Origin of the sequence: Paractinoplanes lichenicola (genome assembly GCF_016785085.1) — a bacterium.
Classification (GTDB): Bacteria; Actinomycetota; Actinomycetes; order Mycobacteriales; family Micromonosporaceae; genus Actinoplanes; species Actinoplanes lichenicola.
The window spans coordinates 23902-44490 of the sequence record NZ_JAENHO010000017.1 but is presented as its reverse complement, the minus strand read 5'-3'; the positions used below and the strand labels follow the sequence as shown (position 1 = coordinate 44490).

The 20589-nt window shown below is 71.8% G+C and carries 22 protein-coding genes; 10 read left to right on the top strand and 12 right to left on the bottom strand.

Annotation, left to right across the window (positions count from 1 at the left end):
- Window positions 1-3 precede the first annotated feature (3 nt).
- On the top strand, window positions 4-1014 hold the full coding sequence (locus JKJ07_RS42945; protein ID WP_236030915.1) for an SIS domain-containing protein: 1011 nt from the start codon (window positions 4-6) through the stop codon (window positions 1012-1014).
- Window positions 1015-1021: 7 nt separating this feature from the next.
- Here JKJ07_RS42945 and JKJ07_RS42940 read toward each other — a convergent pair whose 3' ends face one another.
- Window positions 1022-1687 carry a hypothetical protein gene (locus JKJ07_RS42940; protein WP_202997790.1) on the bottom strand — a complete coding sequence of 222 codons (666 nt, stop codon included), beginning with the start codon at window positions 1685-1687 and terminating at the stop codon, window positions 1022-1024.
- A gap of 118 nt (window positions 1688-1805) precedes the next feature.
- Here JKJ07_RS42940 and JKJ07_RS42935 point away from each other — a divergent pair, with 118 nt between their 5' ends.
- The 3 genes from JKJ07_RS42935 to JKJ07_RS42925 all read left to right on the top strand — a co-directional run bounded on the left by JKJ07_RS42935 (window position 1806) and on the right by JKJ07_RS42925 (window position 4655).
- The gene (locus JKJ07_RS42935; RefSeq protein WP_202997789.1) at window positions 1806-3131 is read left to right on the top strand and encodes an FAD-dependent oxidoreductase; all 1326 of its coding nucleotides are present in this window, start codon (window positions 1806-1808) and stop codon (window positions 3129-3131) included.
- Between the two features lie 61 nt (window positions 3132-3192).
- Window positions 3193-3690, top strand: coding sequence for a SigE family RNA polymerase sigma factor (locus JKJ07_RS42930; protein WP_307834714.1), 498 nt, complete (start codon window positions 3193-3195; stop codon window positions 3688-3690).
- Window positions 3687-4655: a hypothetical protein gene (locus JKJ07_RS42925; RefSeq protein ID WP_202997787.1), complete on the top strand. Its 969-nt coding sequence runs from the start codon at window positions 3687-3689 to the stop codon at window positions 4653-4655. Before JKJ07_RS42930 ends, JKJ07_RS42925 begins: the two co-directional genes overlap by 4 nt.
- A 129-nt stretch (window positions 4656-4784) precedes the next feature.
- On the opposite strand, the gene JKJ07_RS42920 is transcribed toward JKJ07_RS42925, so the two are convergent.
- On the bottom strand, window positions 4785-5993 hold the full coding sequence (locus tag JKJ07_RS42920) for an MFS transporter (protein WP_202997786.1): 1209 nt from the start codon (window positions 5991-5993) through the stop codon (window positions 4785-4787).
- Between the two features lie 172 nt (window positions 5994-6165).
- Between JKJ07_RS42920 and JKJ07_RS42915 the strand changes: the two genes are divergently transcribed.
- A complete protein-coding gene (locus tag JKJ07_RS42915; protein ID WP_202997785.1) occupies window positions 6166-7320 on the top strand; it encodes a molybdopterin molybdotransferase MoeA in 1155 nt (384 codons plus the stop codon).
- Between the two features lie 25 nt (window positions 7321-7345).
- On the opposite strand, the gene JKJ07_RS42910 is transcribed toward JKJ07_RS42915, so the two are convergent.
- The 3 genes from JKJ07_RS42910 to JKJ07_RS42900 form a co-directional block, all read right to left on the bottom strand.
- Complete coding sequence (locus JKJ07_RS42910) at window positions 7346-8980, bottom strand: thiamine pyrophosphate-binding protein (protein WP_202997784.1); 1635 nt, start codon at window positions 8978-8980, stop codon at window positions 7346-7348.
- Entirely contained in the window at window positions 8977-9750 is a 774-nt protein-coding gene (locus tag JKJ07_RS42905; protein WP_202997783.1) for a cyclase family protein, read from the bottom strand. The genes JKJ07_RS42910 and JKJ07_RS42905 overlap by 4 nt, the downstream gene beginning before the upstream one ends.
- A 71-nt stretch (window positions 9751-9821) precedes the next feature.
- Window positions 9822-10439 (bottom strand): flavodoxin family protein, encoded by a 618-nt coding sequence (locus JKJ07_RS42900; RefSeq protein ID WP_202997782.1) that lies wholly within the window; start codon window positions 10437-10439, stop codon window positions 9822-9824.
- Window positions 10440-10535: 96 nt separating this feature from the next.
- Here JKJ07_RS42900 and JKJ07_RS42895 point away from each other — a divergent pair, with 96 nt between their 5' ends.
- The 4 genes from JKJ07_RS42895 to JKJ07_RS42880 all read left to right on the top strand — a co-directional run bounded on the left by JKJ07_RS42895 (window position 10536) and on the right by JKJ07_RS42880 (window position 15156).
- Window positions 10536-12293, top strand: coding sequence for a GAF domain-containing SpoIIE family protein phosphatase (locus JKJ07_RS42895; protein ID WP_202997781.1), 1758 nt, complete (start codon window positions 10536-10538; stop codon window positions 12291-12293).
- A gap of 85 nt (window positions 12294-12378) precedes the next feature.
- Window positions 12379-13062 (top strand): response regulator transcription factor, encoded by a 684-nt coding sequence (locus JKJ07_RS42890; protein ID WP_307834713.1) that lies wholly within the window; start codon window positions 12379-12381, stop codon window positions 13060-13062.
- Window positions 13055-14908, top strand: coding sequence for a sensor histidine kinase (locus tag JKJ07_RS42885; RefSeq protein ID WP_202997779.1), 1854 nt, complete (start codon window positions 13055-13057; stop codon window positions 14906-14908). The genes JKJ07_RS42890 and JKJ07_RS42885 overlap by 8 nt, the downstream gene beginning before the upstream one ends.
- Window positions 14905-15156 (top strand): type B 50S ribosomal protein L31, encoded by a 252-nt coding sequence (locus JKJ07_RS42880; RefSeq protein ID WP_202997778.1) that lies wholly within the window; start codon window positions 14905-14907, stop codon window positions 15154-15156. The genes JKJ07_RS42885 and JKJ07_RS42880 overlap by 4 nt, the downstream gene beginning before the upstream one ends.
- A gap of 51 nt (window positions 15157-15207) precedes the next feature.
- Here JKJ07_RS42880 and JKJ07_RS42875 read toward each other — a convergent pair whose 3' ends face one another.
- The 4 genes from JKJ07_RS42875 to JKJ07_RS42860 all read right to left on the bottom strand — a co-directional run bounded on the left by JKJ07_RS42875 (window position 15208) and on the right by JKJ07_RS42860 (window position 18092).
- On the bottom strand, window positions 15208-16590 hold the full coding sequence (locus JKJ07_RS42875) for a CHASE domain-containing protein (RefSeq protein WP_202997777.1): 1383 nt from the start codon (window positions 16588-16590) through the stop codon (window positions 15208-15210).
- Window positions 16587-17216: an RNA polymerase sigma factor gene (locus tag JKJ07_RS42870; protein WP_202997776.1), complete on the bottom strand. Its 630-nt coding sequence runs from the start codon at window positions 17214-17216 to the stop codon at window positions 16587-16589. The genes JKJ07_RS42875 and JKJ07_RS42870 overlap by 4 nt, the downstream gene beginning before the upstream one ends.
- A 60-nt stretch (window positions 17217-17276) precedes the next feature.
- Complete coding sequence (locus tag JKJ07_RS42865) at window positions 17277-17450, bottom strand: hypothetical protein (RefSeq protein WP_202997775.1); 174 nt, start codon at window positions 17448-17450, stop codon at window positions 17277-17279.
- Between the two features lie 108 nt (window positions 17451-17558).
- Window positions 17559-18092 (bottom strand): GNAT family N-acetyltransferase, encoded by a 534-nt coding sequence (locus JKJ07_RS42860; RefSeq protein WP_202997774.1) that lies wholly within the window; start codon window positions 18090-18092, stop codon window positions 17559-17561.
- Window positions 18093-18135: 43 nt separating this feature from the next.
- Here JKJ07_RS42860 and JKJ07_RS42855 point away from each other — a divergent pair, with 43 nt between their 5' ends.
- Complete coding sequence (locus tag JKJ07_RS42855; protein ID WP_202997773.1) at window positions 18136-18699, top strand: hypothetical protein; 564 nt, start codon at window positions 18136-18138, stop codon at window positions 18697-18699.
- A 7-nt stretch (window positions 18700-18706) separates the two neighbouring features.
- On the opposite strand, the gene JKJ07_RS42850 is transcribed toward JKJ07_RS42855, so the two are convergent.
- From JKJ07_RS42850 to JKJ07_RS42840, 3 genes are read right to left on the bottom strand one after another with little or no spacing between them, the layout of a single operon-like run.
- Entirely contained in the window at window positions 18707-19228 is a 522-nt protein-coding gene (locus JKJ07_RS42850) for a GNAT family N-acetyltransferase (RefSeq protein WP_202997772.1), read from the bottom strand.
- A 1-nt stretch (window position 19229) separates the two neighbouring features.
- Window positions 19230-20012: an SDR family NAD(P)-dependent oxidoreductase gene (locus JKJ07_RS42845; RefSeq protein WP_202997771.1), complete on the bottom strand. Its 783-nt coding sequence runs from the start codon at window positions 20010-20012 to the stop codon at window positions 19230-19232.
- 3 nt (window positions 20013-20015) lie between these two features.
- Window positions 20016-20573, bottom strand: a complete 558-nt coding sequence (locus JKJ07_RS42840; protein ID WP_202997770.1) for a TetR/AcrR family transcriptional regulator — start codon at window positions 20571-20573, stop codon at window positions 20016-20018.
- Window positions 20574-20589: the final 16 nt, after the last annotated feature.

Here is a 20589-nt window from a genome sequence, read left to right as displayed (position 1 = left end):
CGCATGGGCGGTCCGATGACGCTGGAAAAACGGGCGGTGGCCGAGCGGGCCGTGGACAAGCAGGCGGTGGACGAGCAGGCGGTGGACGAGCAGGCAGTGGATAAACGGGCCGTGGCCGAGCGGGCCGTGGCCGAGCAGGCGGTGGATAAACGGGCCGTGGCCGAGCGGGCCATGGATGAACGGGCGGTGGAGAAGCGCTTGGATACCGGCCGCGCCGAGGACTGGCTGCTCGACCTCGCGCAGCGGCACCGCCTCTCGCCCACCCAGCGTCAGATCGTGCAACGGATGCTCGGCATGTTCCCCGACGTGGCGTTCCTGTCGACGATCGAGATCGCCGAGCAGACCGGGGTGTCGCAGCCGACCGTCACCCGGCTGGCCACCGCGCTCGGTTTCGCGGGCTATCCCGAGTTCCGCGCGTCCATGCGCGAAGTTGTCCTTTCGCGCAACACCGACATCCCCGACCGTCACAGCGCCGTCGATCTCGAGGTGGCCAACCTCGGTGCGCTCAAAAGAGTGCTCGATGCTGAGCGGATGACCGCCGCCGTGCAACTTCTGGCCGCCACCTCGCCGCTCGGCGTGATCGGTCTGCGCGCCTCCGCGGCCCTGGCCGACTATTTCGGCTATTTTGCGCGGCGGGTGCTGCCCGCCGTGCACGTCGAGACCGACGCCAGCTGCGTCGACGACACCCTGCTGGAGCTGCGTCATCAGGGCGCCACGGCGGTGCTGGTCTTCGCGATGCCGCGCTACCCGGCGGCCACGGTCGACGCGCTGAGATCCGCGCGTCGGCTGGGCCTGGCCACCGTGATCGTCACCGACAGCGCGCTGGTGCCGTTCGCCCCGGACGCGGACGTGCTGCTCGTCGCGCCCGTGGGCACCGGACTGGTCTTCGACTCACACGCCGCGGTGGTGGTGCTGGCGATCAGCCTGCTCGACGCGATCGCCGGCACCGACCCGGTGCGTACACAGGAAAGGCTGGAGGCCCACGAAGCGCTCGTCGACCGATGGGCGTTCTGAGGCAAAGCTACTGAAGCTTGCACTCCTCCTTGATGCCCGCGTCCCGCCAGATGCGCTTGAACTTCCCGCCGGTGTATTCGTAGCGGTAGAAAAGGATCAGATCGGGGCACGCCCTGGCACCCTTCGCGCTGGTGCCGTAGGCCTTGATCCCGATGATGCCCTTGTTGAAGAGCACCTGCTCAACCACCGGCTCGTCCATCTTGGCGACGTCCTCGAGCAGTGTCCCGACGCGCTTGGCGCCCCGCGGCTCGGTCGTGTTCTTGAAGACCTCGACCGTATTCGCCCAGTACGAGGTCGATGCCTCGCAACTGCGGGTGACGATCGTGTCCATGATCCCGTCCTTGGTCACGTCCTCGTGGACGGCGTCCAGGATTTCCACCTTCTGACCCTCGTACGGGCATGGTTTGACGACGTCGGCCCAGTCCTTGACCTGCGGCTGCCGGGTCTTGGTGGCAGTCGGCGAGGGCGAGCTCCGCACCGGCTTGGGAGCGCTGGTCGTAGGGGCTGTCGTCGGCGGCGTCGTGGGGCTGCCGCCGAATCCGCTGTCCGCCGAGGCGGTCGGGCTGGGCGTGCCGGGCGCCGCGGTGGTCGGAGTGTCGCGCACCCCGCAGGCGGCCGTAGCCGTGAGTGCCAAGGCGAGAGTCGCAAGAAGGGTTCCCCGTGTGAATCGCATGCCGGTGACCCTACGTAGGTGATCGGCCACGGCGGATCCCCGATTGATGCCATCGACGCGCCGTCGGGTTCGCGACGTAGGGCGTTGAGTGTCGGTGGGTGGGCCTACCCTCGGCGCCATGGATGTGGCAGTGGTGGGTGCCGGGCCGACCGGCCTGTTCATGGCGGTCGCCCTGGCCCGTCGCGGCCATCGGGTGACCGTGGTCGACCGTGACCCGGGCCCGGCCCCCGACGGCAGCTGGGAACGTCGCGGGGTCATGCAGTTCCACCACCCGCACGGTTTCCGGCCGCAGATCCACCAGGCGCTGCAGGGCGAGATGCCCGAGGTGCTGACGGCGCTCGACGAGGCCGGCGCCGAGCGGGTCGTGTTCCGTGGTGGCGACGGACTGCCGGCCCCGTACGCGGCCCTGCGCTGCCGTCGCGCGCTCTTCGAGCAGGTGCTGCGTGCGTTCGCCCTCGCCGAGCCGGGGGTCACGCTGGCCCACGGTCACGTCGACGATGTGCTCCGCGAGAACGGGCGCGCGGCCGGGTTGCGGGTCGACGGCCGCGACGTCTCCGCCGATCTGGTGGTCAACGCCTCCGGCCGGGCCTCCCGCATCGCCGCCGACCTGCGCGCGCCGGCCGAGGGCGGTGACTGCGGCCTGTCGTACGTGTCCCGGCAGTATTCGCTGCTCCCGGGCGCGGAGCCGGGCCCGATGAACGCGCCCGTCGGCATCATCCAGACCCTGACCGGCTATCTGATCGCGGTGTTCCTGCACGACCACCGCACGTTCTCGGCCCTGTTCATCCGGCCCGCCGACGACCGCCGGTTCGGTGCGCTCCGCTTCCCGGCGGCGTTCCAGGCGGCCGCCCTCGCCGTCCCCGCGCTGGCCGCGTGGGTATCGTCCGACCGCAGCGAGCCGATCACCCCCGTCCTGCCCGGCGGGCGGCTCCACAACACGTATCGGGGGCAGCTCGACGCCGACGGCCGGGTCGCGCTGCCCGGGCTGCTGCACGTGGGCGACTCGGTCTGCACGACGAACCCGTCGGCCGGGCGGGGCATCGCGGTCTCGCTGCGCCAGGCGGTGGCTCTGCTGAACCTGCTCGACGCGCATCCGGGCGACCCGGCGGCGGTGGCGCTCGCGTTCGACGAGTGGTGCCTGGTCAACGTGCGGCCCTGGTACGAGGACCACGTCTACTGGGACACGGACATCTTGCGCCGCTGGGCCGGCGGCGACGTCGACGTGACCCGGCGGCTGCCGAGCGACCTGATCATGGAGGCCAGCGAGAAGGACCAGTCGCTGCTGCGCGTGGTCGGGCCGTACATGGCGATGGAGGCGTTGCCGTCCACGCTGGACGAGGTGGAGCCGCAGGCCCGCGCGCTGTTCGCCTCGGGCTGGCGTCCCACACCCCATCCCGGCCCGACCCGCGACGAACTGGCCGCAACTTTCCAGGAATTCTCGTAAGCACTTCCGTCTGTTCGAGGCGTCTTTGTATATGAAGGCTCGCGAACACACGGGAGGGCGAGTGCACACCGGATTCGAGGAGTATGTGAGGGCGCGCGGCGATGCGCTGCGCCGCTTCGCCTATCTCCTCTGCGGCGACCGGCACCTCGGCGAGGATCTCGTTCAGGAGGTCCTGGTCAAGGCCTATCGGCGATGGCCCAAGATCGAGCACGACCAGCCCGACCATTACTTACGCACGGCCCTGGTTCGCTCGCACGTCTCCTGGCTGCGCCGCCGCTCCCATGCCGAGCAGCCCGAGCAGATCAAAGACGATTCCGCCGTATGGGGTGACTTCGCCGACGAGCAGGCCGTGCGCGACGACCTGTGGTCGCGGCTGGGCGGCCTGACCCGGGCCCAGCGCGCGGTCCTGGTGCTGCGCTACTACGAGGATCTCGGCGACCAGCAGATCGCCGACGTGCTCCGCTGCTCCACCAGCACCGTCCGCGTGCACGCGTCCCGGGGCCTGGCCCGCCTGCGCGCCGACCTCTCGCCCGCCTCGTTGAAGGGAGTGCCGCTGTGACTCTGGAAGAAGACCTCCGCACCACCCTGCAGGACAGGGCCGCTCGCCCCTCCGCCCATCCCGACCCCGACCTGTGGGAGAACGTCGCCGCCGGGGTGTGGCGTCGCCGTCGCCGGCAGCGGGCCGCCGCGATCGGGTCCGCCGCGCTGGCCCTGATCGCCGTCGCGGTGGTGCCGCCCCTGCTGACCCGCAGTTCGGCCGCCCCGATCCCCGCCGTGTCCGTCCCGCCCACCGCCGACTGGGAAGCGCCGGACTGGCCCCCGGTCGTCTTCCCGATGCGCCCGTCGTGGGTTCCGCCCGGCGCGGGCACCCGGTCGGTGTCGCTCCTGGGCCCCAACACCCACCTGTCGTACGAGCGGGAGGGCAGCGTCCTGTCGGCCGAGGTGGGCCCGCTGGTGGGCTCGTGGGAGGTCGAGGCCGAAGGCACCCACACGTCCACGGTCAACGGCCGCCCGGCGGAGGTCCACGTCTCCAGCACGTATGACGGGGCCGGCCCCGGCGACGAGTTCGTCGGCGTCCGCTGGCGACTGCCCGACGGCCGCTGGGTCCAGGTGCTCAGCATGGGCCCGCGCTCCGAACCCGACGTGTTGCGCTTCGCCCGCGGGCTGACCGGCGGCAGCATCCCCGGCGCCCGGCCCTCGTTCGACTTCGTCGCCGTGCCGCCGGGCTTCACGCTGCAGCACGAGAGCGAGGGCTACACCTGCGTGGCCCCCGCCGCCACGGTCCCGCGCGACCGCAACCCGAGCGGCGGCGTCTGCGTTCAGCTGCTGTCCGAGTTGGAGCCGCCCGTCGAGCCCGGCATGGCCACCACCGTCAACGGCCGCCCCGCCGAGTTCCACTCGACCACCCTGACGATCGAGCTCGGCCGGAGCCGCTGGCTCGAGCTCGCCTGGGATCAGGACGTGACCCCGCTGTCCAGCGACGAGATCGTCCGCTTGGCCGCCGGCATCACAGTCCGACCCTGACGGCGTTCCCCGGGCTGGAGGCGGCGCGGCCCGGGGCCCACCGTGCCGGCCCAACCGGGTGCCGGCCCAACCGGGTGCCGGCCCTCGACGACATCGTGCTCCTGGCCGGCGGGCGTCGCCGGGCGGTGGCTACTGAAGGCGATCGCCGGTGGTGGGTGGTCCTGCGGACGCGACGCGCTGGATCAGGAGGGCGGCCGCGGCGAGCAAGACGCCGCACGTCAGCAGGGCCGTGGGTGTCGTGGCGTGGGCGGCGACTGCGGCTATGGCGAGCCCGCAGGTGATCTCGCCCAAGTACTTGGCCTGCGCGGCCAGTGAGTGCACTGTGGCTCGGACGGCGCTGCCGGCCTGCTGGTTGACCCAGATCGTGGTGAAGGCGCGGGTCAAAGGCAGCGATCCGGCGGCCAGCACCACGGCGAGGCTGCCGCTGAGCTCCTCGGGCGTGACGGCCAGCCCGGCCGCGCCAAGAGCGGCGATCACACACGTGGCGACGAAGCCGCGCCGCAGCACGGTGGGGCCGTTGATGTGGGGCCGCACCACGTGGAGCGCGGCCGCGCCGGCCAGGCTCATCAGCACGCCGAGGGCGCCGAGCCAGAGCACCGGGTCGACGGCGAGGCCGAGGTCGACGAGCCGCAGCGGGTAGAGCCGGCCGAAGGCGCCGGTGACCCCGTTGACCAGGAACGTGGCCGCGAAGATGCCCAGCACCAGGCGGCTGCCGCGCACCAGGGACGAGCCGCGGCGCAGGATCGACCGGGCGGCCCGCCAGCGGTGTGCGGCGACGGGCCGGAACCGGCGCTCGGGGAAGCGGGCCACGACGTACAGGCCGAGCAGGAGCATCGCGACCCCGGCCGACACCATCGCCGGGCCGGGGCCGATGAGCCAGGCCAGCCCGCTCACGGCCACCAGCCCGGCCACCGTCCCGGTGAGCTGGGCCTGCTCGGCGCGCACCAGCACGACGGCCACGCCCGGCGGATCGTCCAGCTCGTCGCTGATCCAGGCCACGTCGGCCCCACCGGCGAAGTTCCACGCCAGCCCCCACGCCATCTGCGTCACCAGCAGCGGCCAGAACCCGTCGACCAGGGCCGTGGCCAGCATCGACGCGCCCATGAGGACCTGCGAGACGACCAGCGACCACTTCCGGCTCACCGTGTCGGCCAGCACGCCCGCGGGGATCTCCAGCACCAGGGCGGCCAGCGACTGCCCGACCCCGATCAGCACGAGCTCGGACGCCGTCAGGTGGGCCACGGTCACCAGATAGACGCTGGTGACCGCCCACCACCCGCGATGCAGCAGGGCGCGCCACCAGGTCCACCGCACGAACACCGTGGCGAGCCCGGTCACGTTCACGCAACCTACAGGCGCGGCCCGGCGCCGTCGCCGCCGCGAGAAGGTGACATCTTGGTAGGCATGCAGTCACAACCAGCGCGGCGGGCGAAGTGAGCTTTCGGTCGCACGACCGCCGTGGCGCCGGCACGACGCCGACATGCCGGCCGCGTCTACTGGTGCGGTGCCCGTGACCCAGCAGCGTCCGCCCGCGATCGGCCTGGCGTGGGCCGACGCGTACGCCGCCGCCCGTGACCTGCCCACCGCGCTGCCCGCCGAGACGTGTGCGCCCGAGGACGCCCACGGGCGCACGCTGGCCGAGCCCCTGCTCGCCGCCGCGCCGGTGCCCGCCTTCGACGCCGCCGCGATGGACGGCTACGCGGTGGCCGGCCCCGGCCCGTGGCAGGTGGCGGGCCTGATCCTGGCCGGAACCCCGGATCCGGCCCTGCTCGCCGCCGGCACCGCCGCCGAGATCGCGACCGGCGCCCCCGTCCCCGCGAACACCGAGGCCGTGCTGCCCTACGAGGACTGCCACGTCGACGGCGCCACTGTCCACGGCGCCCGCGGCCCCCGTACGCACATCCGCCGCGCCGGGGACGACGTCGAGCCGGGCGCCCTGATCGTCCCCGCCGGCCGCACCCTGACCGCCACCCGGGTCGCCGCCGCGGTCCAGGCCGGCGTCGAGCAGGTGCGGGTGCACCGCCGCCCGTCCGTCACCCTGCTGGTCACCGGCGACGAGGTCGTGCTCGCCGGCCGCCCCGGCCCCGGCCAGGTGCGCGACAGCTTCACCGGCATCGTCGCCGCCGTCACCACCCGCGCCGGCGGCGCCCTCGAACACTCCCGGCACGTCGGCGACAACCCGGCCGAGCTGCGCAAAGCCCTCGACCGAGCGGACACGGACGTCATTGTGGTCAGCGGTTCGTCCTCGGCCGGCGCCGCCGATCATCTGCACGCGCTGCTCGACGAGCGCGGCGCCGAGTGGCATGTCCGGGGCGTGGCCTCGCGCCCGGGGCATCCCCAGGCCTTGGCGTCGCTGCCCGGCGGGCGCTGGGTCGTCAGTCTGCCCGGGAACCCGTACGCGGGAATGGTCTCGACTTTGACCCTGCTCGAACCCCTGCTGGGCACGCTGGCCGGACGCCCGCCCGCGACCTTGCCGGCCGTGCCCGTGACCGGCAGCGCCAAGCTGATGCCCGGTGGCGTGCGGATCGCACCGCAGCGAAACGGCGTGCTGCTGCCACCCGGCGGTTCGGCCGGGCTGGCCGCCGTGGCCGACGCCGACAGCCTGGCCGTGCTGTCCGACAACTGGACCGAAGGCGACCCGGCGCCGCAGTTGATCATGCCGTAGGGGGAAGGAGAGGCCGCATGAAGAACTAGTGGCCCCGGAACGCCTCCTCCAGCCACCAGGACGGCCGTCCGGCGGCGACCTTCGCGTCCACCACCATCGGCACCTTGCGCGGCCCGGCCAGCCAAGCCGTGACCGGCGCCAGATCCGGCACCCGGCGCACGGTGACGGCCTCACACCCGTACCCCCGGGCAATGGCGGCCAGATCGGTCTCCGGGAACGTCACCGTCGACAGCGGATGCCCGTGCGGCCCGAAGTGGTGCACCTCCGCCCCGTACGCCTCGTCGTTGTAGACCACGATCAGCATGCCCAGCCCGAGCCGCCGTACGGTCTCCAGCTCGGCGATGCTCATCAGGAACCCGCCGTCGCCGCAGGCCGCCACCGGCACCCGCCCCGGCGACGCCAGCGCCGCCCCGAGCGCCGAGGCCAGCCCCAGCCCGACCGACTGGAACGCCTGCGTGAAGCAGAACCCGCGCTGATCCGGAACGGACAGGAACATCGACGGGTAGCCCATGAAGTTGCCCGAGTCGACCGCCACCACCCGTTCGCGGGGAAGCAGGTCGTCCAGCGCGATGCTGACCGTGCGCGGATCGATGTGCTTCTCGTCGCCGTCGTCGTCGTACGCGACGTCCCGCCACCGCCCGGCCGCGCCGATCCGCTCCTGTACGCCCGCCGTCCGATACCCCTCGTTGCGCATGGGCAGGGCCGTGCGCACCGACCGGGCGGTGCTGCCGACGTCCCCGACGATGCCCAGGTCGACGCGGTGGTGCGCGCCGAGCGCGGCCGGGTCGAGGTCGACCTGCACGACCGTCGCCGACGGGCCGACCAGCCCGCCGTGCCGGGTCGTCCACATGTTGAGCGACGCGCCCCAGCCGACCACCACGTCGGCCGCGCCGATCAGCTCGGCGGCCAGGGGAGTGGCGAACCCGCCGGACACGTCGAGGTTCCACGGACCACCGGCGAACAGGCCCTTCGCCGCGGCCGAGGTCGCCAGCAGCGCCCCGCACGCCGCGGCCAGCGACGACAGCGGGTCGCGGCCGTTGATCGCGCCGCGGCCGGCGATGAACACGGGCCGTTCCGCGGCGGCCAGCAGCGCGGCCAGGGCGGCGACCGCGTCGTCGTTGGCCTGCGGCCGCTCGACGGCGACGGCGGGGCGCGGCTCGGTCATCTCCGCCTCGGCCGCCTGCACGTCCAGGGGCAAGTTGAGCACGACCGTACGCCGTTCGCTCGTGGCCAGCCGCCAGGCCCGTACGGTGTCGGCGACCGCCGTGGCCGGGCCGTGCACCCGATCGCTCGCCGCCCCGACCGCCCGGGCCAGCGCGTCCTGGTCGACGCGGAAGTTCGACCGCAGCGCCGTGGCCGCGGGTTCGGCCGCGAGCACGAGCATCGGCGTCCGGCTCTTGGCCGCCTCGGCGATCCCGGTCATCGCGTTGGTCAGCCCGCAGCCCTGGTGCACGGTGACCACCCCGACCCGGCCGCCGACCCGCGCGTACGCGTCGGCCGCCGTCGCCGCCCCCGCCTCGTGGCGCGTCGCGACGAACCGGGCGCCGTGCTTGACCAGGGCGTTGGTGACGTGAAAATTGCCGCTGCCGACCACGCCGAACACGTGCCGGGCGCCCAGCTTGGCCAGGGTCGCGCCGACTATCTCGGCGACTGTGGTCATCGCTCGACCAGGGCCAGCACCCGGGCCGGGCTGCCCGAGCCGCCGACGATCGGCAGCGGCGCGGCGATCACGACGGCCCCGGTCGGGGGCAACGTGGCCAGATTCTGCAGCTGGGTCAGGCCGTATTTGCCCGCCCCGAGCACGTACGAGTGGCAGGGGAACGCGGGGTCGAACCCGAACGCCTGCCCCGCGTCGGTGCCGACGGTCTCGACCCCGACGCCGACCACGGGCGCCTCCTCGGCGAGCCATTTCGCGCACTCGACGGAGATGCCCGGGGTGTGCGGGCCGGTCTCGTTCGCGTTCAGGAAGCCCGCCTGGTCGTCCGAGCGCGCGTCCCAGCCCGTACGGACCAGGAGCCACCCGCCGGTGGGAAGCGGCCCGTGCTGGGACTCCCACGCCCGTACGTCGTCGATCTCGAGCAGGAAGTCGGGATCGGTGGCCACCCGGTCCGACACGTCGATGACGGCGGCCGGCGCGACCAGCTTGAGCGGCGCGATCTGCGAGACGTCCTCGCCGTCCTTGGCCGTCACCCAGTGGACCGGGGCGTCCAGGTGGGTGCCGGTGTGCTCACCCGTGTGGATGTTGTTCCAATACCAGGCGGGTCCGCGCTCGTCGTACCGGCTGATCTCCTCGAGGCCGAAAGTGATCGTGTCGGAGAACGGCGGCGGCAGCTTGAGGATCGGAGTCTCGCTGGACAGCGGGGCCGTCAGGTCGACCACTTCGACCGACCCGGTCCGGATCGCCGTCACGAGCTCCTGCAGAACGCTCATCGTCACTCCACCCTGTGATCACCGCCACGTCGCCCAGAGCCTACGGCGACGTCACGCGCTCAGGGGAGTGCCTATTCGGCCGGGTAAGGGTTTTCGGTCAGGGCCCGCGCCAGGTGGGAGACAGTGGAGGCGAGCGACTTGACCGACTCGCCCGTGGTGTCGGGCTTGGGACCGGCGTCCTTGTAGTCGACCTTGCCCAGCGCCTCGCCGACCCAGTAGGCGGACGCGGCCGCGGGGATGGTGAAGCCGACGTCGTTGAGGGCCTGGATGACCTCGGCGATCACGTGGTGGGCGCCGTCCTCGTTGCCGACCACGACGACCGCCGCCACCTTGTCGTACATGGACGGGCGGCCGCGCGAGTCGGTCTCCGACAGCTCGGCGTCGAGGCGTTCCAGCACCATCTTGGCCACGCTCGACGGCTGACCGAGCCAGATCGGCGTCGCGATCACCAGGATGTCGGCCGCGAGAAGCTTCTCCCGTACGGCGGGCCAGCCGTCCCCGCCGCCCTCGTCGGTGCTCACGCCGAACTTGATGTTCTGGTCGGCCACCCGGATCAGCTCGCCGTCGACGTCGTGGTCGGCAAGCGCGTCGAGGACCTGCCGGCCGAGCAGGTCGCTGCTGGATTCCTGCGGCCCCGGCTTGAGGGAGCAGCCCAGCACCAGGGCACGCAGCGTACGGGAGTCGGACATGATCCCCACCTCGAATTGATCACGATTGTCGGCGGGTCGGGTGCCCAGCGCCGGGCAGATCAAACGCTTGTCCCAGGGAAACTGTACGGTACGACCATGAACGACCGCGGCCTTGGCGACCGGTCCCGGCTGGACGCCCTGGCGCGCACCGGGCTGGGTCCCGTCCCCGATCCCGTTTTCGACCGATTCACGGCAATGGTCCGTACGGTCCTGCGCGTCCCCGTCGCTTTGGTGTCGCTGGTCGACGAGTCGCGGCAGGTTTTCCCGGGCGCCTGCGGGCTGGGCGAGCCGTGGCTGGGCCGGCGGCAGACCCCGCTGTCCCACTCGTTCTGCCAGCACGTCGTGATCAGCGCCGAGCCGCTCGTCGTGACCGACGCCCGCACCGACCCGCGGGTGACCGGCAACCTGGCCATCGCCGACCTCGGCGTGGTCGGCTACGCCGGGATGCCGCTGACCGACGCCGACGGCCACGTCCTGGGGTCGCTGTGCGCCATCGACACCGAGCCCCGGCAGTGGACCCCGGCCGAGCTCGACCTGCTCGCCGACCTGGCCGCGGCCTGCTCCGACAGCCTGCGCCTGCGCATCGCCACCCGGTCGGCCGGCCGCCGGGCCGAGGACGCCCACGCCGCCCTCGACCGCACCCAGCTGCTGCTGCGCGCGAGCGTGGCCCTGGCCCGCACGGCCACCGTCACCGACGTCACCGACGCGGTCCGCACCCTGGTCGGCGGCACCCTCGACCCGGATTACGTGGGCATCTCGCTGCTCGAGCCGGACGGGCGGATCAGCCTGCAGTCCGGCGAGTCGCTGCCCGCCGCGGTGGCCGGCCGCTGGCAGCGGTACGCCGGCGACGTGCTCACCCCGTCGGGGCTGGCCGCGGCCACCGGGCGCCCGGTGCTGCTGCCCGACCTCGCCACCGTGGCCGCGCGGGTGCCCGACGCCCTGGCGACGTTCCGCGAGATGGGCTGGGAGTCCGGGGCGAGCGTGCCGCTGCCCGGCCCGGCCGGGCCGATCGGGGCGCTGACCTTCGTGTGGAAGCAGCGGTTCGAGGTCGACGTGCTCGACGAGGCGGTGCTGGCCGCGCTGGCCGGCTACGTGAGCCAGGCGGTGCAGCGGGCCGACTACTTGTTCTCCCGCGAGCAGGTCGCCGCTGTGCTGCAGCGGGCCATGCTCAGCGACCTGCCCGACGCCGCCCCGCTGCAGCTCGCGGCCCGCTACGAGCCGGCCGCCCGCGGCGAGCACGTGGGCGGCGACTGGTACGACGCGGTCAGCGTCGGGCCGGGCGAGCTGGCCCTGGTCGTCGGCGACGTGACCGGGCACGACATGCGCGCGGCGACCACGATGGGTCAGTTGCGGAGCATGCTGCGCGCATATGTGATCGACCGGCACGAGCCGCCGTCCGCGCTGCTGCGCCGCCTGGACAGCGCCATGCAGGTGCTGGGCGACCGCATCCCGACCACCGCAATCCTGGCCTACGTGCAGTCGGTCCCCGGCGGGCACCGCCTGCAATGGGCCAACGCCGGTCACCCGCCGCCACTGCTGCTCGAGGCCGACGGCACGGTCAGCCCCCTGCCCGGGCGCGACATCCTGCTCGGGGTGCAGCGCCGGATGCCCCGCACGAACCACACGCGCGACCTGCCGCCCGGCTCGACCGTCCTGCTCTACACCGACGGGCTGATCGAAACCCGGCACGACGTCATCGACGAGCGCAAGGTGCACCTCCGCCGGACCCTGAGCGGCCTCGCCGGGGCGCCGCTGCCCGAACTGCTCGACACAGTTCACCACCGCCTGGCCGGCAACGACCACGAGGACGACGTGGCCATGCTGGCCGTGCGCACCCCGGGGCCCGCCGTCTGAAGCCCTGACCGCGACTTGTCAGGATCCTGTTGTCATCCCGTTGTGCTCCCGTTCCGGCATGCGCACGCGTCCTAAACTCGCCGCCGTGTGTGCGTATGTGCTCGTGGCCGAGGACGATCCCAAGCAGGCCGAGCTTCTCCGGCGCTATCTCGAGCACGAAGGTCACACGGTGCTGGTCGCCGAGGACGGCCGGGCCGCGCTCGAGCAAGTTCGCGCAACTTCGCCCGACCTGCTCGTGCTCGACGTGATGATGCCGCGCGTGGACGGGCTCGACGTCTGCCGGATCCTGCGCCGCGACTGCGACCTGCCGATCCTCGTGCTGACCGCCCGCGGCACCGAGGACGACCTGCTGCTCGGCCTCGACCTGGGCGCCGACGACTATCTGACCAAGCCGTACAGCCCGCGCGAGCTCGCCGCCCGCATCCGCACCCTGCTGCGGCGCGCCAAGCTCACGGTCAAGACCCCCGACCCGGTGCTGCGGCTGGGCGATCTGCACGTCGATCCCGTACGGCACGAGGTGCGCGCCGACGGCCACCCGGTGACGTGCACGCCCGGCGAGTTCCAGCTGCTGCACGCGCTGGCCGCCCAGCCCGGCCGGGTGTTCACACGTGAGCAGTTGGTGCTGCGTCTGCACGGCGACAACTTCGTCACGGCGCGCACGGTCGACGTCCACGTGATGAACCTGCGCCGCAAGATCGAGCCAGACCCTTCCCACCCCGTACGCCTGCTGACCGTCTACGGCGTCGGCTACAAGCTCGCCGATGCGTAGGTCGAGCCTGCTCCTGCGGCTGCTCGCGCTGTCGGCCGTCGTCTCCGTGCTCTCGGTCGCGGCCACGGCCTGGCTCGCCGTCCGCACCACGACCCGCGCGATCCAGCAGGAGCAGGTGCAGGCGCTCACCGACGACGCCAGGATCTACGACGCCCTGCTCGGCTACGCGGCCACGCACAAGGACTGGTCCGGCGCCGGCCCACTCGTCGACCAGCTCGCGGCGAGCACCGGGCACCGCATCGCCCTGACCACCCGAGCCCGTACGCCCCTGGCCGACTCCGGCGGCGGCACGCTCCCGGCCCGCGTGTCGGCCACGGTCGACCCGCTCGGCGTCGACACCGCCCTGCTGCCCGGCGCCCGCGACGACCGCATCGACGCCCGCGCGGTCGGCCCCTTCCGGCTCACCCCGGCCGAACGCGCGAACCTGCGCGCGATCGCCTCCCGGGTCGCGGGCTGCCTGCGCGAACCCACGGCCGCCCCGGCCCAGGAGGGCGAGCCCCGGTCGGTCTACCGCAACGCCGTGGTCGTCGACGGGCCCAGCGGCCGTCCCCACATCGAGACCCCCGGCAACGACGTCTCCACCGACCTGGCCTGCTCCGGGCCGCGGGCCACGCTGGCCGAGCCGACCGAGACCGAGGCGCGGGCGCTGCGCCGGCTCGACACGCTCGTCGACGCCTGTGTGCAACGTCAGCGCCTCCCCGCCGTGCGGGTCGGCCTCGACAACACCTGGACGTGGGCCGACCAGGCCGCGGCGCGGGCGGGCCAGGCGCGGGCCGGTGCGGTCGCCGACTGCCTGGCCGGCGCGCGGCGGGAACAGCTCACCGGGCACGTCGCCCCCGCGGCCCTGCTCTTCGTGACGACACCTGGCACCACCGCGCCGCCCGGGTTCGACCTCTCGCCGCGCAACCGCTGGCGCGTCATCGGGGTCGCGGGGGTGGTGCTGCTCGTCGCGGTGGGCGTGACGGCCCTGGTCGGGGTGCGGATGGTGCGGCCGTTGCGCGCTTTGACGGCGGCGGCCGGCCGGATGCGCGACGGCGACGACGGCACCCGGGTGGCGGTCACCGGCCGCGACGAGATCGCGCGCCTGGGGACGGCCTTCAACGCGATGGCCGAACGCCGGCACGAGGTCGAGCAGTTGCGCCGCGCGATGGTGAACGATGTCGCGCACGAGATGCGCACCCCGGTGACGAACATCCGCGGCTGGCTCGAGGCGGCCGACGAGGGGGTGGTGCCGCTCGACCGTGAGCTGACCGCGTCGCTGCTCGAGGAGGCGCTGCTGCTCCAGCACGTCATCGACGACCTGCAGGATCTGGCGGCGGCCGACGCGGGTGAGTTGCGGTTGCATCCCATTCCCGTACGGGCGGAGGAACTGCTCGGGGCCGTCGCCGACGCGTTCGCCGAGGCCGCCGATCGGGCCGGGGTCGCATTGATCGTCGACGCCGCGCCTGTGGTCTTCCCGGCCGACCCGATTCGCCTGCGACAGGCCCTGGGCAATCTTGTCGCCAACGCCATCCGGCACACGCCCCCGGGCGGCCGGGTCACGCTTTCCGCCCGTACGGGGGAACTCGCCGTCGCGGACACGGGACCCGGCATTCCCTCCCACCAGCTGCCGATGGTTTTCGAGCGTTTCTGGCGGGCCGAGCCGTCGCGCAACCGGCGCACCGGGGGCAGCGGACTGGGGCTGTCGATCGTTCGCAAACTGGCCGAGGCGCATGGCGGTTCCGTGGCCGTGACCAGCACTTATGGGCAGGGTGCGACCTTCGTCATAACCCTGCCCGGGGGCGGAAATAATGCCGCCCCTCCCGAGGTTCTACCGGTCGATCTCCTCGGGAGGACAGAGACATGAAGAACGGCATTCACCCCGACTACCACACCGTCGTCTACCGCGACCGCAACGCCGACTACGCGTTCCTCACCCGGTCGACGGAGAACAGCGACAAGACCGTCGAGTGGTCGGACGGCAACACGTACCCGGTGATCGACGTGCAGATCTCGGCCGCCAGCCACCCGTTCTGGACGGGCCGCACGCGGGTGCTCGACACCGCCGGCCGCATCGAGAAGTTCCGCGCCAAGTACGCGAAATACGCCAAGTAAGGCAGCCGAACGCCCGGCACCCCTCTCCTGGGGTGCCGGGCGTTTCCGCATTCAGCTCGTGTTGCGGGTCGCCAGCACGCGCGCCGGGCCCGTCGGCTCGGGCGCGACCGTTTCCAGCTTCGCCGGCGGTTCTTCTCGCCGGGCGGGGCGTTCTCGGCCGACGGTGGTGGCTCCGTCACTACCTCGGGACGGGTCGGCGGAGCGAGTCGCCGCTGCGACCAGAGCAAGAAGAAGCAGCGTGATGAACGACCCGATCATCCATGCCGCGACTTCCAGATGATCTGACGGCGTTCGCAGTTCCTCGATCGGTGTCAACTCGAGCTGCCATTGGCGCTGGCCGGCGGTGAAGTTCACCATGCGCGCAGCCGACGCCTCCTCCGTGCCGGGCCACTCATACGAGGCGACCATTCTGGGTGCGGCCTTCACGGTGATGTCGCGCAGCCGGACGGTGAAGGAACCTCCGCCGCCCCTACCGCCCTGCCGAAGCAGGTCATCCAACCTCAGGCCCGTGACGACCCAGCCCCGGAAGAGGTTCCCCCCGGGCTTGCCCGCCGACTGGGTGAAGACCGGAGCGGCGAGAACCAGCGCCTGCTGCCGCTCCTCCGCTGGTATCGACGCGTCGCGCAACAGGAAGCTCGGGCTGCTCGCAGCCATGACGCCGGTGTCGCGCGATTGGCGCAGTGCCTCGGCGGCCTGCGGTGAAGCCGAGAGGTCCAGGCCGGAGGAAGTCCCACCACCCAGAGCGGCCGTGAGGACAACGACAAAGTGCTCATCGGACGTCTTGGTCGGCTCAAGGGTCAGACCGGTCGCGCCGCGGTCACGCCATTCGGACTGTACCTGGGGAATCTGGGCCGAGTTGGCTGCGACGACGTAATGGACTCCAGACGCCGCGGATGACGAGCTCCATGCGGGACTCGTCAGTGTCTCGAATGTCGAAGCGTCCAGCTCGGGCTGAACGCTCAAAGCGACCGCAAGGGAGTTGAGCGAATCGGTGTACTGCGTGAGGGCCGCTTGGAACGCCTGCTCCGCAAGATCGGCTTTCTCGGACGTCACCTGATTCGCCCGGATGTGATCGGCCCGCCGCAAGCCGGCCACCGAAAGGCCGGTGCCCACCAGTCCCAGCAGCACAACGGCCACGAGCGCCAGCGACCGGCTTCGCGCGGACGCTACCTTCTTGGTCGCGGCCGCGGCTCGCCGCGCCCACGCCTTGGCGCCGACCCGCCGGTGAAGAACGCGGTTACGCCCGGTGGCTGACGGCTCCGCGTCCACTTCGCGTTCGATCAGGTCGAGTTGGCGGAGCAGTTCGTCGTCGGTCAGGCGGGCCGTCACCGCCTCGTCGGCCAGGTCGATGACCTGGGTCATCAGGTCGTGGAGGGGCGTCTCGGCGTCCTGGTGCGGGATGTCGACCGGGTCACGGTCATCGAATGGACTCACCGTGCGACCTCTCTGGGTGTGGACGTGACGACCGGGACGGGATGCCGCCGGGGGAGATCCGGGACCCGTTCCCGCTCGAGTTCCTGTTGCAGGCGCCGCCGGGCCAGTTGCAGATTTTTGCGGACGGCGGCCTCGGTCTTGCCGATGGCGGCGGCGATGTCGGCGGTCGGCACCTGGTCGAAGAAGCCGGCCATCACGGCCCGCTGGGCGGGCGGCAACGTGGCCAGCAGCTCCGTTATCCATTGCCGCTGCACGCATTCGGTCACCGAGCCGTCGTTGCTGTCGGCGTAGGAGCCCGCGGGTCCGGCCTGATTGAGCTGGTCGGCGCGCCGGGCGGCATTCTTGCGGAGCCGGCCGATGGCCCGGGTCACCATTGTCCGGGCGTACGCGTCTTTGTTGTCGATGTCGTGCCAATGCCGATAGATGTAGACCAGCGAATCCGATGCGGCTTCCTCGGCGTCGGGAATGCTGCCCCAGATGACCGCGCCATAGTTCACCAGCACCGGATACAACCGGTTGAAGAACACCTTGAACTCGGCCGCGGGCGGTCGTTCCGCTGGTGGGCTGATCTCCTCCTGGCCCATCGGCACCTGCTTCCGCTCGTCATCGCGTGAACCGGCTGTCATCCAGAAGAGGTGCCGGACTTGCACGAGTGCGAAGTCTTTGGTGCCGTTTTATGGGGAAGTTCAGCGATGGGCCAGCACGATCACCGAGGCGAGCAGCACCGCGGCGATCGCGGCGACGACGGTGGCCGGCAGGGAGGTGGTCAGCAGGAACACCCCGCCGACACCGGTGAGAATGCCGTTCACCACGATGACGACACTGGCGGCCGACCATTGCGAGGCCCGCGCCCGTTTCACCGAACGCCGATTGTCATTGATTCCCATCGCCACACGCCCCTCGTTCCATGGCACGACAGTTATGCCCCATAGAGGAGCGGCGACGGCCATTTCGTGAAGCGAGACCTTTCAGAAGACGTGGCCGAGCAAATCGATCTCGCCCGTCGGCCAGACCATTTCTCCCACCGGCCGAACCATCATCTCGTGCGGCGTCACCGCCTGGGCCAGGCCGATAGTGTGATGTTCGTTGATCTTCACCCAGGTCAGCGGATTGTCCACCCGCGCGAACCCGTGGCGCCGATAAAGGCCGTCGTCATCGGCGAACAAAATGACGAAATCCATTCCGCAGCCGCCGGCATAGCCCACGACCTCGTCAAGCAACCGGCTCGCCAGCCCCCGCCCGCGGCGGTCCTCCCGGACACACACATCGACCACCCCGAACGTCCGCAGCACCTGCTCGCCGACCCTGATCACGCGAAGCTCGACCCCGAGCTGCGCCACCACGGCGGGTCCGTCGCTGACGACGTACCGGAAATGGGGTGGAATCTTGAAATAACTGCGCTCCGGATAGCCGGGGAAACAGGCCCCGAGCAGCCCCTGCAGAGCCAGGTGCAAGGAGGAATCGATCTCGGCCTCGGGCAACCGCCGCACATCCGTAGTCACCCGCAGACCCTAACGAGACCCTTGTCGATGGCACGATCGGCCCGTGCGAGTTCTCTTCGACGGGCTGGTCCCGGTGGCGTACCGCCAGATGTACGTGTGCAGCCGTGAGATCCCGGACATGGCCAAGGCGTTCGCCGGTCAGGTCAACGGGTTGTGCGGCGCGGCCCAACCGGGGGAGCTGTTCCTCATGACGGGCACACACAGCGGCAGCGTGCGGCTGACCGTCGAGCGGCACGACACCGAACCGCCCGCCGCGGCCGCTGAGTGGCAGGAGGTGGTCGAGGTGCCCTTCCAGCCCCGGCGGGCCACGGTCGACCTGGTGCCGTGGGGTGCCGCCGCCCTGGCCGCGCTGCCCCTGGTGCCCGACGGGCAACCACTGCCTGCCTTCCGCGTGCGCTACTGCGCCCTCGGCATGGACGAAGGCCGGAACCCCTTCGGCACGTACGACCCCGACGAGCTCGCGGACGACGACTACACCTACATGAACGACCGCCCTGACCGCTACCTGCTCGCGCTGTGGCCCGACGAGAGGCTACGTGACGTGATCGTGCAAGAGACCAGCAAAGCGGCCGCCACCTGGCATCGGTGGGCCGCGAAACTCATGTGAGAGCTGGTCAGGGCGCGACCGTGCGGCGCAGGCGCAACGACTTCACGCCCTGCTCGGCGCCGAGGCCGTCCCACGGGGTCACGGCCTCGACGAACTCGAAGCCGCGGGCTCGGTAGAACGGCTCGCCCTTCGGGTTGCCCTGGTAGACCGAGACCCACTGCTCGCGGGCGCCCCGGCCGACCTGTTGGCCGGTGACGAAGTCGAGCAGGCGGCTGCCCAGGCCGCGTGCTTGCACGTCGGGGCGGACGTACAGGACGAAGAGCTCGCCGACGCCGGGGCCGGTCAGGCCGCCGCCGGCCGCGCCGAGCACCTCGCCGTCCGAGACTGCGACCGCGTAGCCCAGCCACCCGTCCGACGCGCCGCCGCCGACTTCGCCCTCGATGCGCGTGGGCGTGTAGTAAGTGGCGATCGCCTCGTCGATGGCCGCGGGCGGCAACAGGCCGGCATACGTGTCCCGCCATCCCGCGGCGCACACTGCGGCGATCTGCGCGGCCTCGTTCGTACGGGCCAAGCGAACGATGACTGCCATGTCAGGGGAGGATAGCGTCCACGTAGCCGCCGTCGACGCGTACGGCTCCGCCTGTGGTGGCCGACGCGAGCGGGGAAGACAGATAGACCACCATGTTGGCGATCTCCTCGGGCTCGATCAGCCGTTGCAGCAGTGACTGCGGGCGGTGCCGGCGCATGAATTCGCGCTGAGCCTCGTCCCAGGGCAGATCCTTGTCGACGAGGGAGTAGACGAAATCCTCGACGCCGCCGGTGTGGGTCGGGCCGGCGATGACGCTGTTGACGGTCACGCCCGAGCCCGCCGCCTCCTTGGCGAAGCCGCGGGCCACGCCGAGCAGGGCGGTCTTCGAGACGCCGTAGTGGATCATCTCGGCCGGGATGACGACCGCCGAGTCGCTGGCGATGTAGAGCACGCGGCCCCAGCCCCGGTCGCGCATGCCGGGCAGCGCCGAGCGGGTCAGGCGGATCGCGGCCAGCACATTGACCTCGAAGTAGCGCCGCCAGTCGTCGTCGGTGATCTCGAGGGCGGGTTGCGCGCCGAAGATGCCCAGGTTGTTGACGAGGATGTCCACTTCGCCGAGGGCGTCCAGCGCGGCGGCGGCGCCCTCGTCGGTGGTCACGTCGGCCGGGGCGGGCACGAAGTCGCCGTCGCCCAGCTCCGCGAGCGCGCGTTCGACCGAGGCGGGGGAGCGGCCGTTGACCCCGACCCGGGCGCCGGCCGCCGCCAGCCCGGCCGCGATGGCCCGTCCGATGCCCTGGGTGGATCCGGTGACCAGGGCGGTCTTCCCAGCGAGGTCAAGGCGCATGCGTTATCGAACTCCTTCGGCTACTACGGTCACGGTCGTGTGCACGAGCGCGCGGTCGAGGGGCTTGCGCTCGACGAACTGGTGGATCGTCCAGCCCTCGATCAGCGCGTCCAGGGCCCGGCAGGCGGGCGGGGTGAAGTGCAGGGCCAGGCTCGCCCAGCTGCGTTCCAGCCACTGCCGGCCGAGCTCGCCGACGTCGTCGTGGTGATTCCCGTACGCGTACATCTCGTTGATCAGGGTCAGCTCGCGCGGGGTGGCGTACGTCTCCCCGCAGATCAGATCGGTGACCGCGTCGATCGCGCCGGACCGGTCGGCGGCGCCGCGCAGGACGGCGTCGTAGTGAGCCGACATCGACTCGCCGAGCCGCCGGAACGCCTCCGTGAGGATCGTCTCGAGGCTGTCGAAGTGGTAGGTCAGGGAGCCCAGCGGCACCCCGGCCGCCTCGGCGATGCGCCGGTGCGTCGTGCGGTGCACGCCGTGCTCCGCGATCACGGTAAGGGCCGCGTCGAGGATCCGCTCCTTGCGCAGCGGGTCGTTGGCCACGCGCCTGGACCCGCCCATCGGCCTATTGTAGGGC